The 15250-nt window shown below is 46.6% G+C and carries 16 protein-coding genes; 6 read left to right on the top strand and 10 right to left on the bottom strand.

Annotated elements, in window-relative coordinates; genetic code table 11:
• Positions 1 to 6: 6 nt before the first annotated feature.
• The 3 genes from GC130_RS06875 to GC130_RS06865 all read left to right on the top strand — a co-directional run bounded on the left by GC130_RS06875 (position 7) and on the right by GC130_RS06865 (position 2627).
• Positions 7 to 702 (top strand): family 16 glycoside hydrolase, encoded by a 696-nt coding sequence (locus tag GC130_RS06875; RefSeq protein ID WP_201568351.1) that lies wholly within the window; start codon positions 7 to 9, stop codon positions 700 to 702.
• A 108-nt stretch (positions 703 to 810) separates the two neighbouring features.
• A complete protein-coding gene (locus tag GC130_RS06870) occupies positions 811 to 1560 on the top strand; it encodes a hypothetical protein (protein WP_151997537.1) in 750 nt (249 codons plus the stop codon).
• A 98-nt stretch (positions 1561 to 1658) separates the two neighbouring features.
• Entirely contained in the window at positions 1659 to 2627 is a 969-nt protein-coding gene (locus tag GC130_RS06865; RefSeq protein WP_151997536.1) for a zinc-binding alcohol dehydrogenase family protein, read from the top strand.
• A gap of 56 nt (positions 2628 to 2683) precedes the next feature.
• On the opposite strand, the gene GC130_RS06860 is transcribed toward GC130_RS06865, so the two are convergent.
• From GC130_RS06860 to yiaK, 6 genes are all read right to left on the bottom strand, one after another.
• Entirely contained in the window at positions 2684 to 3583 is a 900-nt protein-coding gene (locus GC130_RS06860; RefSeq protein WP_151997535.1) for an AraC family transcriptional regulator, read from the bottom strand.
• Between the two features lie 56 nt (positions 3584 to 3639).
• Entirely contained in the window at positions 3640 to 4458 is an 819-nt protein-coding gene (locus tag GC130_RS06855; RefSeq protein WP_151997534.1) for a hypothetical protein, read from the bottom strand.
• Between the two features lie 134 nt (positions 4459 to 4592).
• Positions 4593 to 4865 (bottom strand): GNAT family N-acetyltransferase, encoded by a 273-nt coding sequence (locus GC130_RS29065; RefSeq protein WP_255471510.1) that lies wholly within the window; start codon positions 4863 to 4865, stop codon positions 4593 to 4595.
• The gene (locus tag GC130_RS29060) at positions 4787 to 5107 is read right to left on the bottom strand and encodes a GNAT family N-acetyltransferase (protein WP_255471509.1); all 321 of its coding nucleotides are present in this window, start codon (positions 5105 to 5107) and stop codon (positions 4787 to 4789) included. Before GC130_RS29060 ends, GC130_RS29065 begins: the two co-directional genes overlap by 79 nt.
• Before the next feature lie 120 nt (positions 5108 to 5227).
• Positions 5228 to 6715 carry a hypothetical protein gene (locus GC130_RS06845; RefSeq protein WP_151997533.1) on the bottom strand — a complete coding sequence of 496 codons (1488 nt, stop codon included), beginning with the start codon at positions 6713 to 6715 and terminating at the stop codon, positions 5228 to 5230.
• Positions 6716 to 6830: 115 nt separating this feature from the next.
• The gene (gene yiaK / locus GC130_RS06840; RefSeq protein WP_151997532.1) at positions 6831 to 7835 is read right to left on the bottom strand and encodes a 3-dehydro-L-gulonate 2-dehydrogenase; all 1005 of its coding nucleotides are present in this window, start codon (positions 7833 to 7835) and stop codon (positions 6831 to 6833) included.
• Positions 7836 to 8148: 313 nt separating this feature from the next.
• Between yiaK and GC130_RS06835 the strand changes: the two genes are divergently transcribed.
• Together GC130_RS06835 and GC130_RS06830 are read left to right on the top strand one after the other, a co-directional pair.
• Positions 8149 to 10698, top strand: a complete 2550-nt coding sequence (locus GC130_RS06835) for a zinc-dependent metalloprotease (protein ID WP_151997531.1) — start codon at positions 8149 to 8151, stop codon at positions 10696 to 10698.
• A gap of 166 nt (positions 10699 to 10864) precedes the next feature.
• Positions 10865 to 11260: a cupin domain-containing protein gene (locus GC130_RS06830; protein ID WP_151997530.1), complete on the top strand. Its 396-nt coding sequence runs from the start codon at positions 10865 to 10867 to the stop codon at positions 11258 to 11260.
• A 192-nt stretch (positions 11261 to 11452) separates the two neighbouring features.
• Here GC130_RS06830 and GC130_RS06825 read toward each other — a convergent pair whose 3' ends face one another.
• From GC130_RS06825 to GC130_RS06810, 4 genes are all read right to left on the bottom strand, one after another.
• Positions 11453 to 11869 carry a DUF3592 domain-containing protein gene (locus tag GC130_RS06825; protein WP_151997529.1) on the bottom strand — a complete coding sequence of 139 codons (417 nt, stop codon included), beginning with the start codon at positions 11867 to 11869 and terminating at the stop codon, positions 11453 to 11455.
• Between the two features lie 2 nt (positions 11870 to 11871).
• Positions 11872 to 12219, bottom strand: a complete 348-nt coding sequence (locus GC130_RS06820) for an rRNA adenine methyltransferase (protein ID WP_151997528.1) — start codon at positions 12217 to 12219, stop codon at positions 11872 to 11874.
• 109 nt (positions 12220 to 12328) lie between these two features.
• A complete protein-coding gene (locus tag GC130_RS06815) occupies positions 12329 to 13033 on the bottom strand; it encodes an MAE_28990/MAE_18760 family HEPN-like nuclease (protein ID WP_151997527.1) in 705 nt (234 codons plus the stop codon).
• Positions 13020 to 14165, bottom strand: a complete 1146-nt coding sequence (locus GC130_RS06810; RefSeq protein ID WP_201568349.1) for a DUF262 domain-containing protein — start codon at positions 14163 to 14165, stop codon at positions 13020 to 13022. The genes GC130_RS06815 and GC130_RS06810 overlap by 14 nt, the downstream gene beginning before the upstream one ends.
• A 253-nt stretch (positions 14166 to 14418) precedes the next feature.
• Between GC130_RS06810 and GC130_RS06805 the strand changes: the two genes are divergently transcribed.
• A complete protein-coding gene (locus tag GC130_RS06805) occupies positions 14419 to 14751 on the top strand; it encodes a PadR family transcriptional regulator (protein ID WP_151997526.1) in 333 nt (110 codons plus the stop codon).
• Positions 14752 to 15250 lie beyond the last annotated feature (499 nt).

Here is a 15250-nt window from a genome sequence, read left to right as displayed (position 1 = left end):
AGGGTAATGAAAAAGAGATTATCGATAGCTATAGCTTACGGAATACTCATTTCTGCAGCGAATGCCCAAATCATCAAATTTGAAGGCAGGGAACTAGAACTTGTGAATGTGAATGCTTCTTTTGTCAGGCTAAATGGCGAAGAAGCCTTGAAGATAGAGCGTGATATGAAGGCGCTGCCCCTTGATTTCGACAATATGATTTCGACTATAGACGAACCCACCTTCTTGAAATTGTCAGACACTGATTTCAGCGACGGCACCATCGAAGTGAAAGTACTCAGCCGCTTGTTGCCAGAAGCACCACCATTTGCCAGGGGATTTATTGGTGTTGCTTTTCGGATTGGGGATGATAATTCGGTTTTTGAATGCATTTATGTCCGGCCAACTAATGGCCGTGCAGAAGACCAGCAAAGACGAAATCACACAGTGCAATATTTCTCGTATCCAGGCTACAAATTCGCAGAGCTTAGAAAACCCGAGTACGGCGGCCAGTACGAAACCTATGCCGATATCGGACTGAACGAATGGATTACCATGCGTATTGAAGTCGTTGGTAGCCAGGCAAAGCTCTACCTCAATGATCAGCAGTATCCTTCTTTTGTGGTCAACAGCATGCTGGGCAAACCAACCCATGGGGCTGTTGGATTGTGGGTGGAAGTAGGTACCGAGGGTTATTTCAAAGACATTAAGGTGTCGAAATAAAAACCGTCCGTTCAATAAACTGCCTGCCTGGAACTTGTCGAACCAGAAGGGCGGTCAGCATTTTGTAGCTAAACACCGGAATATCTTTTACCAATTAACTAACCGACCATGATTGTAAGAATGCTATTGTTTGTTTTGGTTATGACCACTTTTCATAGCCTGGTGAAGGCACAAAAAGAGGATTCTACAGATCACGCTATGGAATTTGCGGGCTCAGTCAATATCAATAACAACGGCATTGCTCTGGTTCCCACTTTTTCCCTTGGAAAGCCATCGGCAATTATCGAGTTATCGGCAAAAAAGAATCGTTTCTCCTTTATTCCACAGCTTAGATACAACCTGAAAGATCGTCAACCCTGGAATTTCATTTTTTGGGGGAGGTACAAAATGATTGATAAGAACAAGCTGAAGGTGTCGGTGGGCAGTTTTTCTTCCATTGTTTTTCGGGATGGTACCGCTGTTTCGAATGGCATTGCAACAGAATCTTTGACGGCAAGCAGATTACTGATAGGCGAATTGATTCCCTCGTATCAGTTCTCGCCAAAAGTGAGTGTAGGGCTGTACTATATGTTTGCAAAGGCCCTGGATACTACCGTCAACGACCTCCATTTGGTAAGCCTGAACAGTACTTTTTCAAAGATAAACCTGACCAAAGGATTTCTACTTACAGCTAAACCACAAGTGTACTATTTAGGGATACCCGAATTAGACCAGCAGGGGTTGTACGCAAACGCTAGTTTAGCATTATCGAAAAAAGAGATTCCCGTAAGTATCACCTCCATGTTTAACAAGGCAATAAGTTCAAACCTGGTGGCAAAAGACTTTGTATGGAACGTTGGAATCACTTATTCATTTTAATGTTTTAGATCAGTGTACAGTTCTGACTTCATCATCATATAGGCCATGCGTTTGATCTCGAATCATTGTTTCGGAGCAACTCCTAAATCAACAGAAGCATGAAAGCAGCAGTCATATTCCAACCAGGCCCTCCTGAAAATTTTGTGGCCGAAGAAAGGCCAACGCCGAAGCCCGGAGCCAATCAGGTACTTGTTGCCGTGAGAGCCTTTGGACTCAATCGGTCGGAACTGATGACCCGCAAGGGTTTTTCGCCATCGGTTCGGTTTCCCCGTGTGTTGGGGATTGAATGTGTTGGAGAGGTGGTTGAGGACCCGTCGGGCGAGTACGGTAAAGGCCAGCAGGTGGCTGCCTGCATGGGTGAGATGGGCAGAGCCTACGATGGAAGCTATGCCGAATACGTTGTGCTGCCGAAGTCCAACCTTTTTTCATTTTCAAGCACCTTACCATGGGAACAACTGGGTGCCATCCCCGAAATGTTCCACACTGTTCACGGTTCTCTGCATTCAGCTTTACAGACCAAAAAGGGAGAGATACTTTTGATCAGGGGCGGCACCTCTTCGGTTGGCTTACTAGCGGCTCAGCTGGCGCACAACCAGGGCCTGACAGTTGTTGCTACTACCAGAAATCCAAAAAAGGAGCAGCTCTTGCTAGCTAATGGAGCTGCTCATGTAGTTATCGATGGCGGGGATATAAAAGATGATGTTAAAAAACTTTTTCCCGGCGGAGTTCACAAAGCACTGGAGCTGGTAGGAACCACCACCTTGAAAGATACACTTGGCTGCGTTAGGCCTCAGGGTATTGCCTGCATGACGGGCATGTTGTCAGAGCAATGGTCGATAAAAGAATTTGCACCCATGGACTATGTGCCAGCTGCTGTTTGCCTGACCACTTTCGACAGCGGACAACTGCTAAGTTCAAAGGAGGCCTTTCAGGCTTTTATAAAAGACGTCGAAACTGGCGCTGTCCGCCTCCCCGTTGGCAAAGTGTTCAGGCTTGATCAGATCATAGAAGCCCATCAATTGATGGAAAACAATGCCGCAGGGGGAAAGATTGTTGTTCTGCCCTAAGAGAGCCGAATCTTCACTGGAGCAAGAAGTCATGGGGCATCAGCTATGGTCGGCATTCAAACCTTTCTGAATTTTAGCGGACTTGTTTGGCTATGCTTCTTGAAAAAGTTATTAAAGTGCGTAACTTCTTTAAATCCCAAAGCAAAGGCGATTTCCGACACGCTCCAGTTACTGTGGCGGAGCAGCACCATTGCTTCCTGTAGGAGTCGGTCAGCAATGACTTGTGAAGTGGTTTTCTGCGTGGTTTCTTTCACTGCCCTATTGAGGTGGTTCACATGCACGTTGAGCTGATCGGCAAATTCGGAGGCAGTACGCAGGCTAATCGACAGGTGAGAATCGTCGATAGGAAACTGACGCTCCAGCAGCTCAGTGAACAACATCGAGATTCTGTTGGAAGCATTGAGCGGTTGTGCATTTATTTGCGAGGTGGGTTGAAGCTTCAAGGCAAAGTGCAGCAGCTCGAAGATCAGGTTTCTTATCGCATCGTATTTGTACTTATAGTCGGAGTTGAACTCACTGCGGATTCGTTCAAACACACCGCTGACCTGCTCAGCTTGCTCATCTGTTAGCTCAAAAATGTGGTCGCTGTTGGGTTGAAATACCTCATAATGCGCAAATTGACCGAACTGAGTAAAAAAGGTGGGATTGAAAATGCAGTATACTCCACCACCTAGCTTGTCGAGATGCTCCCATTTATAGGGTATTTTTGGGTTGGAGAACGACAGCGCCTGCTTTCTTACTTCCACCACTTTGTCGGCATAATGCACCCTGCTGCTTCCCTTCACCAACATGATCTTATAGAAATCCCGCCTGCGGTAGGGGATAGCCGTAGCTTTGCCTGCCACGAAAGGCTCGAGGTCGAACATATTGAAATGCCCAATATCCTTCCGGATGTTCTCAGGCAGCCATTCAAACTTGCGGCGATAAAATTCTTCTAAACTCTCTGAATTCTCCATGGTTCGCAGATTACAAAATTCGAACAGACTGAGCTTTTTTCATCATATCAACATGTCTAATGTTTCTCAGCGTATTCTTTGGCAAACGAGTAAATCAAACTAATATTCCAAATAAAGTCCTTACCAGCCAGCTCGGTGTCGATCGATCTGCTCATGATCGATTGAAGTGACAAGGGGAAATTGTTCAGCGCCAGACTGAAGGTGGAGCTGGCATAGTAGCCCCGTTTGTCGTCCATTTGCAGGTAATAGAGCTGCGGACTGGCGCCGAACAAAAGTTTAGGCCCAAGCCTTACTTCTGAGAAACTGGCTTGTGTCGCAAAGAAATAAGTATTCTGAGTTCCCTCAGGCTGAAAGCCGTGTGCCTGCAAATAGTATAGCCCGACAGTAACTTTCTTATTGATGGTGTATCGTGGCACAATTTCGCCTGCAGCAAATTGTCGGCTGATCATAAGGGTAGTAGGCACCCCGTTTACCGGATAATCGTCAAATTGGAAGGTGAATGCCGGATGTGCTCCCACATGCAGCTTGAATTTGTCGCCGGTAATTATTTTGTATCTCCACCAAAAGATGAACGACCATGGCCTGCCTGTCATGGCAAACCTGAGCTGTGGTTCAAAGCTTAATCGCTTTTTTCCCACATTCATGTCAAAAATGAAGGCCGGCTTACCCAGGGAGAATGCCGGAAGGAGGGAAATGCCGTTGTTGGTGGCGGTTACGGCGCCGCTCAAATGGCCAACGCTATTTGTGCTGTCGGCCTCCTGTGCATAGGCCATCCGACTTGAAACAACGAGGAGTATGATAACTAAGGCGACGGTGAAAGTCCGCAGATCAAAATACTCGATCCCTGAGGTTTTCTTGGGGTAGATAGAATGCATTGGCAGGATAGGTGTGTTGGTAATTGTCTGATGCAAAGGTAGTTCAAACCTGGAGCACCGGATAATGCAAATCAAAGCAATAGTTACGAAAATCAAACAACAAGGAGATAAATGATTCCTGGCTGTGAGACTGGTCAGGACATTGTTGGCCAGAGCTCCCTCGTTAGCTGATACACCTTGCAATCGCTGGTGTCGAAGGTTCGTTCTTCTACAAACTGAAAGCCGAGGCGCTCATAAAAGCGAATGGCGACAACATTGGATGCCAGAGGGTCTATCAGAATGGCCGTTACTTCGGGATCATTGAAACATCGGTTGATAGCCTGCTTCATCATTTCGGTGCCGTATCCCCTGCCAAGATCGGCCTGTTCGCCGATCCAAATGTCAATGGCCCGAAGGTTGGGTGGCACATCGCCCCAATAGTGTGATTCTCCTTCTCAGGATCGATGATTTGAACAAAGCCAATGGGTCTGCCATCCAGTTCGGCAACGAGCTGCTCCCGCCAGGGAGGCGTTTTCTTCAACTCGCTTTCCCATCCCCACTCATCGTCGGGGTCGGAGGCGATTACATGTGGTTGTTCATCCCAGTGCAGCAGGAGCGGGAGGTCTTGTATGGTGGCTGTTCTGAGCTTTATATGGCCTCTTTCAGTCATTTTACAGTGATTTCTTTACTCTTGTTGACACCTATACTTTTGGTTCGGGAACCGGTTGATCCGGCGGGGCTTCATGGGGTGTTCACTCAATGTGCCCCCGGGCAGGTAACTATGAGCATATTATCTGTAAGCAACTTTATTGATGTAAAACACCTGCCGGTAGTAGGCTGCTTCTTCGCTATGCAGGTTTTCAATGTCCCGAATCCCATAAGTGTAAAAGGTCGTGCCAAACCACCTGCTCAAGTTTCCTACTTGATTTCTGCCACCCCACGACTCATCATCTTCAAAGGTCAGGGAGATGTCGTTGAAGGTTTTGCCCTCAATGATTTTGTCTTCCTTTAGCACTTTTGAGCGGATGGTATTGTCGTAAAGGTATAAAAGGACTGTTTCGTCGCCCTTGGTGCCTACGTGCACCAGGTCTCTGGCTCCAAAGGTGGTGACATCGTTGATCTCGAACGAGCTGTCCCAGAGGAAATTACCCAGGCGATCGAATGTCATCACCACAGCATGGGTGTAGTGGTATCCAAAGGAATAGCTGGGGTAGTAGGCTTCGCCAAAGACGGTGTAGTAGTTGCCATTTGGGATAATATCATGCAAGAGTAGCCGATAGTGGAATCGTGGTTGCTGGCCCAGGACTTTTTTCTGGTTGGCCCTCTCTCTGATGCGCCTTTCTCTTCCAGTCGACAAATAGGAAAAAAAGTGATCAAGCTCGCTGTAGTCGAAGTAGTCGATGCGCTGCTGGCTGCTGTTGCTCAACCTGGCGATGTAAAGGCCGCTCGAATAGGTTAGTCGTTGATGTGCATAGGTGCCGGCCACAAACTGGCGATCCAGCTCTGGGTTGGTGGGTGCTCCGTTTAGCAAGCTCTTCGATTCATCTGGTTCCAGGTGAATATTGCGCATCATGTCGCCGCCCTCGGAAAAAGACCTGACAGAGACCGTCGTTCGAAAATCTGGCATGCGCTCGCTCATGGTCACCGTGAAAATCCTTAGCCTGTCGTCGGTAGTAATTCTAAGAATCTCGCCGTAGTCGTTATAAAGGCCCGGAATGATCTGTGGTAATTTATCGATAAGGTTATACCTGAAAATAAACGGCTTGTAGTCAGTGTACACAGCCATTAGCAGTGTGTTGCCCACCACATGAAATTGCGTGGGAACCATTGGTATCACAGTATTGATGTAGAACCGGGACGTGTCGCCATTTTCCAGGTTGATTCTCAACAACACCAGCTCCTCCTGCTTGTATTCTTTTTCTCTGATCAGGTAATTGATAAATCCCGGCTGGTAGTCGTAGTCGGTAATGCGGCTGCCGAATGGCAAATGCATGTCTTTTTGCCAAACAGTACCTAGTGTGGTGTCGAGCCGTATGAACTCCCAATTGTAACCGTCCTTGTCTTTATGCTCTGTTTTGTGACAAATGAAAAGGCCTTCTTTTTCGCATCCTGTCACGATGTAGTTCTGATAGTTGGCGTTGGTAATTTCGAATTCAATTCTTCCGGGTTGTTCAATTCGGGTGCTAACCTGTTTTTCTTTTTTTAGGGGGAAAAGCTGCGCCATAGCCACAGCGAATGGGCAGAGACAAAAAATAGCGAACAAGAGCAGTTTGTTCATCCAAAAGTAGGTTTTTCAGCCCGTTAGCATGAGTGAATGAGATAATAAGTTCACTTAATAGCGGGTAAAAGTCAAGCTTTTCCATATTCTTTTAAAGGGAAAGACTGGCCTACGTCTATCCCAGCAGCTCCAGCACAGTTTGCCAAACTTCGTCGCTGACGGGTATCCCATCTTTGAGATTGCTGGCTCGGGTTTGTAAGGCCCGTTCCCCGGGGTAGTAGGTGCTGTTGCCCGGCTGCATAGGTTCCACATCGTGCGTGTAGTCGATGATTTCATTGAGGAGCTTTTCCTGCAGGTTTTTGTCGTTGAATACTTCAGGGTAGATGCACAGAAACACCTGCGAAATCCCAGTTTCATATTCCCTTTGGCTCACCCTGTAGGTAGAATCTCCTGCCGATAACAGCGTGGCCAGCATGTCCAGAATCATGGAAAGTGCAGAGCCCTTCCAGTAGCCGATGGGCAATCCACGTTCCTTTGCCAGAATTTTTTCCGGATCGTTCGATAGCTCGTCGTTGTCGTCCCAGCCTCCGGGAAAAGGCAACTTTTCGCCTTTGAGTTTGTAGTCGTTGATTTTGCCAAAGGCAAACTGGGACAGCGCCATGTCCAGCACCACGTGCCCCTGCTGCCTTGGTATGGATACAACGAACGGATTATTCCCTGTTCGGCTGTCTTTACCACCCCAGGGGGGCATATTGGGCTGCGTATTGGTAAAGAGAATAGAAATGCAGCCGGCTTCCGCAGCCTGCCAGCCGTACGTGCCGCCTCGCATCCAGTGATTGGTGTTGCGCAACGCTACCAGCCCCATACCATGAAGTTTGGCCAGCTCAATGGCCCGGTTAGTGCACTTTGTTGCATTAATGACACCAGAGCCAAAATGACCATCCCACCTTTCGATGCTACCAAAAGTTTCTGCTTTTTCGGCTTCGACGTCCACTTTTGCTAGTCCTTTTTCAACATAGTTAATAAACAGTGGCACACGGTTGATCCCATGTGAATTAACACCGGATAGCGTGCTTTCTGTATGTACCTTGGCTAAGGTTTGGGCTTTTTCCTCCGAAAAATGGTGTTTAATGAACAGCTGGTAGAGCACTTCCTGCATTTGCCCTGATGGTATTCGCATAGCTTTTTCAGACTTTTTTTATTAGCAGTGAACTCAGGACTTTGAGACATCTGAAAATCCCGATTAACCACTTCGATTGCAACCTCTAAGATACAATTTCTGATGAGAGAACCGGGACGGCAGTTGACAGTATGAAACTCTTATTCTTTCCCGCCCGTTGGCTGGCAGCCATTGATGAATTCGCCCTGGCTCTTTGCTGCTGTTTTTCTATCGTGCTGATTCCTGATCCTTTTTCGTAAAATATAGTACCAACAAAAAGACTTTTGTCGCTATCTTCCGGCCTTCAAAATAGTACTAATCTAATTAACCCAAAATGCAACGATTACTCCCGCTCATGCTGGCAGCTATGCTCGCCATTGGTTTTGGTACCGCCAACGCTCAAAAATCGAAGAAAAAGGACAAAGGCAAAGACACCGAAAAGGTGACCCCCGCCAAAAAAGATGATGACAAAGACAAGGGCCCGAAGCCTTATGCAAAGTTCATCGACAGCACTTTTACGACAAGTAAAGGTTTGATGACTGTTCACCGGAAGAAAGACAAGTATTACTTCGAAATTCCAGAGGCGCTTTTCGGCAAGGAGCTAATGGCGATTACCCGCTACACAAAAACTGCCGCTGGCGGCGACGTGTTCGGCGGTGAAGAGGTAAACGAGCAGGTAGTGAGGTGGGAGAAAGGCCCCGACGACAACATCCTGCTGCGTTCCATTACCTATGTGATGATGAGCCCCGACAGCCTGAGTCCCATGTTTCGTGCCGTGGACAACTCCAATGCGGCACCCATCATTGGGGCATTTAAAATAGAAGCGCTGAAGAAAGACTCTGTTTATGTGATTGATGTGACGTCGACTTTTGATGGCGACAACCAGGCTTTTTCGGTTGACCCGAGAACGAAGCAGGAATACAATATCTCCAGCCTCAAAAAGGAAGCGTCGTTCATTGAGAGAATCTCGACTTATCCTACCAACACAGAAATTCGCACGATAAAAACATTCGGCGTTAATCCACCCAAGCGGGAGTCAGGGCCGTCGACAGGGCCACGCACCACCTATTTCCCCGCCTCGGTAGGGGTGGGAGTGGTCACGCTTGAGTTGAACACTTCGTTTGTACTGCTTCCTTCGAACCCTATGCGGAAGCGACCTTTCGATTATCGGGTGGGCTATTTTTACAATCAGTATTCTTTGTTTGAAGAGGAATCGCACAAGGCCGATGAGGATATTTTCGCTGTTCGTTGGAGACTGGAACCAAAAAATGCTGCCGATGCAGCCAGGCAGAAGAACGGTGAGTTGATTGAACCAAAAAAGCCCATTGTCTACTATATCGATCCTGCAACACCTGAGAAATGGCGACCTTTCCTTAAGCAAGGTGTCGACGACTGGAATGTGGGATTTGAGGCCGCAGGCTGGAAAAACGCCATCAGAGGTGAGTATTGGCCCGAAGACGATACCACGATGAGTCTTGAGGATGCCAGGTACTCTGTGATTAGGTATTTTGCTGCCGATATCCAGAATGCTTATGGCCCCAATGTGCACGACCCAAGGACGGGTGAGATCTTAGAAAGTCATATCGGGTGGTATCACAACGTGATGCGCCTGCTACGCAACTGGTACATGATACAGGCAGCGGCAGTCGACCCAAAGGCACGTTCCAAAGAGTTTTCCGATGAGCTGATGGGCCAATTGGTTCGTTTTGTGTCATCGCACGAGGTGGGACATACGCTGGGTCTTCGCCACAACATGGGGGCCAGCTCAGCCACGCCGGTGGAGAAGCTGAGAGACAAAGACTGGGTGGCGCAAAACGGCCATACCTCTTCTATCATGGACTACGCCCGGTTTAACTACGTGGCGCAGCCTGGTGATGGCGTTACGGATTTATTCCCTAGAATTGGTGACTACGATGTTTGGGCGATCAAATGGGGTTATAGTTACTTCGGCGACGACGTGACTGAAGAACAGGCAAAAGCCACCCTGAACGCATGGACGAAAGAAGCCTACAAAAACCGCAGGCTTTGGTTTGGAACCGAAATAAGCCCTTATGACCCCCGCTACCAAACAGAAGACCTTGGCGACAATGCTATGAAAGCGTCGGACTACGGCATTCAAAACCTGAAAAGGCTGATGCCGTCGCTTATTGAGTGGAGCGCTGAGGATGGAGAAGCTTACAAGGAGCTGGAAGAAATCTATAGAAACGTACTTAGCCAGTACCGCCGCTACATGGGCCATGTGATCAAGAACGTTGGAGGTATTTACGATTCGCCGAAAACCTACGACATGGAAGGCCCTGTGTACGAAGTGGTGCCAAAGGCGCTGCAAAAAGACGCCATCAACTTCCTGAGCAAACAACTGTTTACTACGCCTACCTGGCTAATGGATCAGTCGGTGTTGAATAAGATTAAGCCGGAGTCTGGTGTGGAGTCTGTGTCGGCGCTACAGGAATATGGCGTTACCAGGCTGCTGGAAGGCGACCGGCTGGTGCGGTTGATTGAAACCAGTGCCCAAAGCCCCAACAACTATTCCGTGAATGACCTGTTCACCGATCTGTCTACCAGCATTTTGTCGGAGGTCCGTTCCCGCAGCAACATCACGGTCAATCGTCGTAATCTACAGAAGATTTATGTGGACGAGCTGCTCAAGCTGCTGGAGCCGGGTGATGTGAATGTTCGCTCTATCCCCAATGGCGCTGGCTATGCTTTCGATACCCGCAAGGTTGACCTAGGCCAGACCGACGTACCGTCGCTGGCGAGAGGACATTTGGAGAGGATTAAAGGATGGCTAAGCTCAGCCGCCACTGGTTCAGTCGATCAGGTAAGCAAATACCACATCGCCGATTTGAGGAAGCGCATCGAGCAGGCGCTGGATCCGAGGTAAGGAATAAGTGAGCAAATAAGAGAAACCGCTCTGGTCCGTGATATACGGGCTTGGGCGGTTTTTTTGCTTAGAGGGATATTTAAGGATAATGCAGCTGTAGTAAAATGACGCTAACCTTCCAAGTTGTTTTAAATTGACCCCAGATTCAAACTAAAGGGAGTTAACTATGGAAATCAAAAAAGTAGGGTCGCAGGTGAGCAGCAAGGGGTCAGCTGACTGGTTTACCGGCGAAGTTCGTGTTGATCCGTTGTTTCAAGCTGTAGCACCGGCACGAGTCGCTGGAGCCAGCGTTACTTTTGAGCCCGGTGCCCGCACCGCCTGGCATACGCATCCATTGGGGCAAACGTTGATTATTACTTTCGGCTGCGGTTGGGTGCAGAAGGAGGGAGGTCCGGTGGAAGAAGTTCGGCCTGGTGATGTCATCTGGTTTGCCCCCGGCGAAAAGCACTGGCATGGGGCTACCGCCACCACGGCGATGGCACACATAGCAGTGCATGAGCAACTGAATGGCAAAGCGGTCGACTGGATGGAGAAAGTGACAGAAGAGCAATATCAAAGGTAACAGGAAGGTATGGCCTCTCTGGAAAGTTTTTTTTCGGGTCACAAACCCTTCGATAGGGCTTCGGAGTTGCAAATTCCGAGGAGTGGTTATGCTGTTCTATATTACGATGGATTTGAATACATCATTATTTCGACTTCGGCTTTCCCGCTAAGCGGTGCTCTTCAGAACCTGTCGAGGAGTGAGTTGTGGGTTTTAATGAACGCTTTTAAGTACCTCAGTGACATCCAATATCTCTAAAACTCCAAAAATAAGGCCACACAAGCCAATGGCGACAAAGAGCCTTGGCAAAATCTCTAGTGTAAAAGGGGAATTTATCTCAACGTCCGTCGGGTCTTCTGGGTCGTAAATTACCTCCAGCTTCGTGCCCTCTTTCTTTTTAGGGCTATAGCCAACACTTAGTTCTTGTGTGAACCACTCTTGTTTGTCCGTCAGGAACCTAACCACTGGGTGGTACATATTATCATTCCCATTTGAGCTACGATTGTTCTTGTATATCACTGCGCTGGCTTTTTTACCATGTCTTAATAAATAAGCTCCTTTCTGCCAGAGATGGATACCAATGGCCAGGAAACCCAAGGAAAAGACAAGTAATAGTAGTTCCTCAAACATGATTACACATTTCGTTGGATATCAATATTTCTGACTTCTACATCTGGATTTGGAGGCTGAGGATACTTTTGAGGTATAGCAGGGTAGAGTGACGGGTAAGCTCCTTTGACCTCATCTCCGCTGACTTTTGAAGCCGCATCAAGCGCTGCCAGATTCCATTCTAATTTGGCAGTGACGCTCGGCTGCTGGCGGGCCACGTAGTGCGCCGCAATGAACTTCTCATAGTCATTTTTTGCCAAATGCCAGGCACACATAAAAAGTTGAGCAGCTTGATTGCCATTACCCTGACCTTCAAGGTTCATTCCTTCAGCGCACAGTTGAACTATTTCGTTGGTAGGATCGAATGTCATGGGGAATCGGATGAAAGAGTGGTTATGCTGTTCAATAAAGCGATGGATTTGAAGAGCGGAGATCTGGTCTGACTAGTTTAGATGTTGAGGGAAACTCGAGGAGTGGTTGCTATTTTTTTAAAAACGTCTTGTTCAAGACAAATGAGTTTACAGATTCAATGTAGATTGTTAGATATTCAATAACCAAATCTTTATACACTGTTAGCTCAGTAGATGTTAACATTTCTGCAGCTTTTTTAAAGCTTTTATTCCCATGAGCTAAGAGATTCCTTTCCCTTTTGATCTTTAGCATTCCCTTTTTAAGATTTTCTGAGTCTGAAAGAGCTTTTTTGCTTATTACTCCGAAAAGCTTCTTTTGTTCTTCCATAAACCTGAAGTCAACGTTCCCCGAAGTATTACTAATTTCGTCCAGAAATTTGATAGAGTTATTGTTTATATCTTCCAGCAATTGTTTTAAAGAGTAGGTTATTGTTTTTTTGTTTGACTGTTCAGAATACTTGCTTGAAATGCCGAACAAATATAGGTTCTGATACTTAACAGTTAATTGATCGAAGCTTATTTGTTCATCGTTTATAGCATCCTGTATTCTCTGGATTCCGAACCTAAAAGTTGCTTCAACTAAATTGTAGAGCATCAAGAAGCACTGAGATCTCATGATTTTTTGAACATCTCTATTCACTAAAGATCTTAGAGTATCTGACTCTGGAGAAGAAACCTTTCGATGTGTGTCGATTTGATTTATTGACACCATGAAGGAAAAATACTGATTTACCTCGTCAACACGCTCTTCAAAATCAGCTTCAATGTTGTGCATTTTCTAGAAGTTTGTCCCTAACTAACTCTAGTCTCTCTCTTATACTTGCGGGTCTGTGGGTATGATACTTTCCTGATAGCGCTTTAAACAACTCATTAGGATTCCTTTTATCCAAGTGAGACCATGAGATATCCGATATTACTAAGTCCGGCTTTTTTCTTAGGGCAAGTAAGGCACCCACAGCTATTGCTTCGAAGTATGATCTCGAGGTAGACTGAGAGTTTTTGTATTTTCCAAACCCTCTCTCAGGGAATGTCCTTTCTACGAACTTCAGCACTTTAACTAGAACGTCTTTCCTTTTTTCCAGATCATCTTTCGTCAGTTCAGAATTTTTTAGTTCGTAATATCGGTCAAGAAAGTTGGCTACTCCTGTCCGATCAAGGTCTGTTCCTCCGATTTTGAAGTGTGGATAAGTATCTGCGAAGGCGAAGAACCTAAGAATTAACTCTTCGTCCTCTCGACGATCCTTAAAATGGAAGTCAATTGGGCAGAGCTTTTTAAATAACTTAAGGGCTGCCATTTCTGTTATGAAGTCGGTAAAAGGGCCTCTAAAAACGCCTCTCCTTGTTTCCATCCCAACCAAGGGAACACTACTTGTGTTGATTCGGCCAAACATGTCATTTCGTACTTCTGGCGTCGCCTTTGTGCTAAGAACGATCATTCTAAGTGAGCTGTTCTTAAATATTCTCTGTCTGGCGGGTTTTAGATGCTCAAAATTCAGTCCGTTGAGTTCGCTTAGTTTTTTTAGATTTTGAATTTTTAGATCATTTTGCACATAGGCTGCAAGTGTTCGTATTCTTTGAGAACCATCTACTATCTCCAGCCTTCCCGTTTCTTCAATTTCCGCAACAAATATCAATGGGATTGGCAATCCCAAGAATATTGATTCGATAAATCTAGACTGTCTTCCATAGTCCCAAATAAATTCACGCTGATAGTCTGGTACGTAAATTTCATTGTCGTCTTTTTCAATTCCCTTTAGATATTTATCGACGTAATACTCAATTGTAAATTCTCTAATATCATAGCTTACGCTTTGTTGCTCTTGTTTGATTTGGTTCTCTAGTTTTTCCAGTTTCGCTTCAGTCATAACAAAAAAATCTTGGTAAATGGGAGTAATTTCTTCCTTCATGAAGTTTTTTTATCAGCTATCTTTGAAGTAGAATTTTTTTTTTAAGCTCAATGAATAGTATGGTAAGTATAAACATATAATTTTTCCTCTATACATCAAATATTTTGACCCTATATTCAATAGCTTTGATATTGACAGAACTGATCAATATGCTCCTTTTGTACGTGTTATATGACACGCTACACTATTATTCTCTTTATATTACATCGGCAAAACCGAAACTAATAATTACCTTTGTTCGTAAACGAGTGTTATGAAAGGAACTTCCATAGGAGAATTTGAAGAGCTCTGCCTGCTGGCGGTAGGGGTGCTGTACCCAGAGGCCTATGGCCTGTCTATCAAAGATGAAATAGAAAACCGTACCGGTCGCTCGGCTACCATCAGCACAGTGCACTCCACGCTGATCCGGCTGCAGGAGAAAGGTTTCCTGCAATCAGAAATGGGTGGGGCCACTGAGGAGAGAGGAGGGCGTACCAAGAGACTTTTCGAGTTAACAGCTTATGGTAAGAATGTAATCAACGAGGCCAGGGAGCTAAGGAACGGGATGTGGAGGGATATACCGAAGGTGATTTGGGAGGGGAAGTAATAAACAGTAAGTAGTAATCGGTAAATAGTAAGAGAGTGAAGAGACGGCCCGCCTACGCTAAAGCTTCGGCGGGCAAGGAAGACGGGAGATAGTAGCGCAGGCGTCGGTACGGCTGGGATGGCAAGTGGGCAGTCAGCCGTCAGCCGGCGGGTTGATAGAAGAGGAATTTGAGAGTGAGGGAATGGTAAGTAAGTGAGGAGACGGAAGACGGAAGTGAGGAGACGGAAGTTTGAAGACGGGAGACGGAAGTGAAGTCTACGCCAGAGGCTTCGGCGGACGACCCGCCTACGCTAAAGCTTCGGCGGGTAAAGAATATTGTGCAGCCTTGGTGGCTTCGTGCCTTTGTGGCGATGAAGACCCACCGTTGAGGAGTTGGAAATAGTGAAGGCAAGGAGACGATAACGGTAACACTCGGTGTCTGACGGCTCTTTCAAGGTGGCTAGTTGGCCGTGCCGACACCTATGATTCAAGCCCTGAGCCGGGCACCCCTAAGCCGGGC

The organism is Imperialibacter sp. EC-SDR9, from assembly GCF_902498805.1.
Classification (GTDB): Bacteria; Bacteroidota; Bacteroidia; order Cytophagales; family Cyclobacteriaceae; genus Imperialibacter.
This window is presented reverse-complemented; position numbering and strand designations above follow the sequence as displayed.

What these genes read in the sequence shown, in the direction of transcription:
- GC130_RS29060 (WP_255471509.1), bottom strand. Translation starts at nt 5,107, where the DNA reads ATGACTGAAAGAGGCCATATAAAGCTCAGAACAGCCACCATACAAGAC.
- GC130_RS06845 (WP_151997533.1), bottom strand. Translation starts at nt 6,715, where the DNA reads ATGAACAAACTGCTCTTGTTCGCTATTTTTTGTCTCTGCCCATTCGCT.
- GC130_RS06805 (WP_151997526.1), top strand. Translation starts at nt 14,419, where the DNA reads ATGAAAGGAACTTCCATAGGAGAATTTGAAGAGCTCTGCCTGCTGGCG.
- GC130_RS06835 (WP_151997531.1), top strand. Translation starts at nt 8,149, where the DNA reads ATGCAACGATTACTCCCGCTCATGCTGGCAGCTATGCTCGCCATTGGT.
- GC130_RS06870 (WP_151997537.1), top strand. Translation starts at nt 811, where the DNA reads ATGATTGTAAGAATGCTATTGTTTGTTTTGGTTATGACCACTTTTCAT.
- GC130_RS06820 (WP_151997528.1), bottom strand. Translation starts at nt 12,219, where the DNA reads ATGACATTCGATCCTACCAACGAAATAGTTCAACTGTGCGCTGAAGGA.
- yiaK (WP_151997532.1), bottom strand. Translation starts at nt 7,835, where the DNA reads ATGCGAATACCATCAGGGCAAATGCAGGAAGTGCTCTACCAGCTGTTC.
- GC130_RS06830 (WP_151997530.1), top strand. Translation starts at nt 10,865, where the DNA reads ATGGAAATCAAAAAAGTAGGGTCGCAGGTGAGCAGCAAGGGGTCAGCT.
- GC130_RS06855 (WP_151997534.1), bottom strand. Translation starts at nt 4,458, where the DNA reads ATGCATTCTATCTACCCCAAGAAAACCTCAGGGATCGAGTATTTTGAT.
- GC130_RS06810 (WP_201568349.1), bottom strand. Translation starts at nt 14,165, where the DNA reads ATGAAGGAAGAAATTACTCCCATTTACCAAGATTTTTTTGTTATGACT.
- GC130_RS06860 (WP_151997535.1), bottom strand. Translation starts at nt 3,583, where the DNA reads ATGGAGAATTCAGAGAGTTTAGAAGAATTTTATCGCCGCAAGTTTGAA.
- GC130_RS06825 (WP_151997529.1), bottom strand. Translation starts at nt 11,869, where the DNA reads ATGTTTGAGGAACTACTATTACTTGTCTTTTCCTTGGGTTTCCTGGCC.
- GC130_RS06815 (WP_151997527.1), bottom strand. Translation starts at nt 13,033, where the DNA reads ATGCACAACATTGAAGCTGATTTTGAAGAGCGTGTTGACGAGGTAAAT.
- GC130_RS06875 (WP_201568351.1), top strand. Translation starts at nt 7, where the DNA reads ATGAAAAAGAGATTATCGATAGCTATAGCTTACGGAATACTCATTTCT.
- GC130_RS06865 (WP_151997536.1), top strand. Translation starts at nt 1,659, where the DNA reads ATGAAAGCAGCAGTCATATTCCAACCAGGCCCTCCTGAAAATTTTGTG.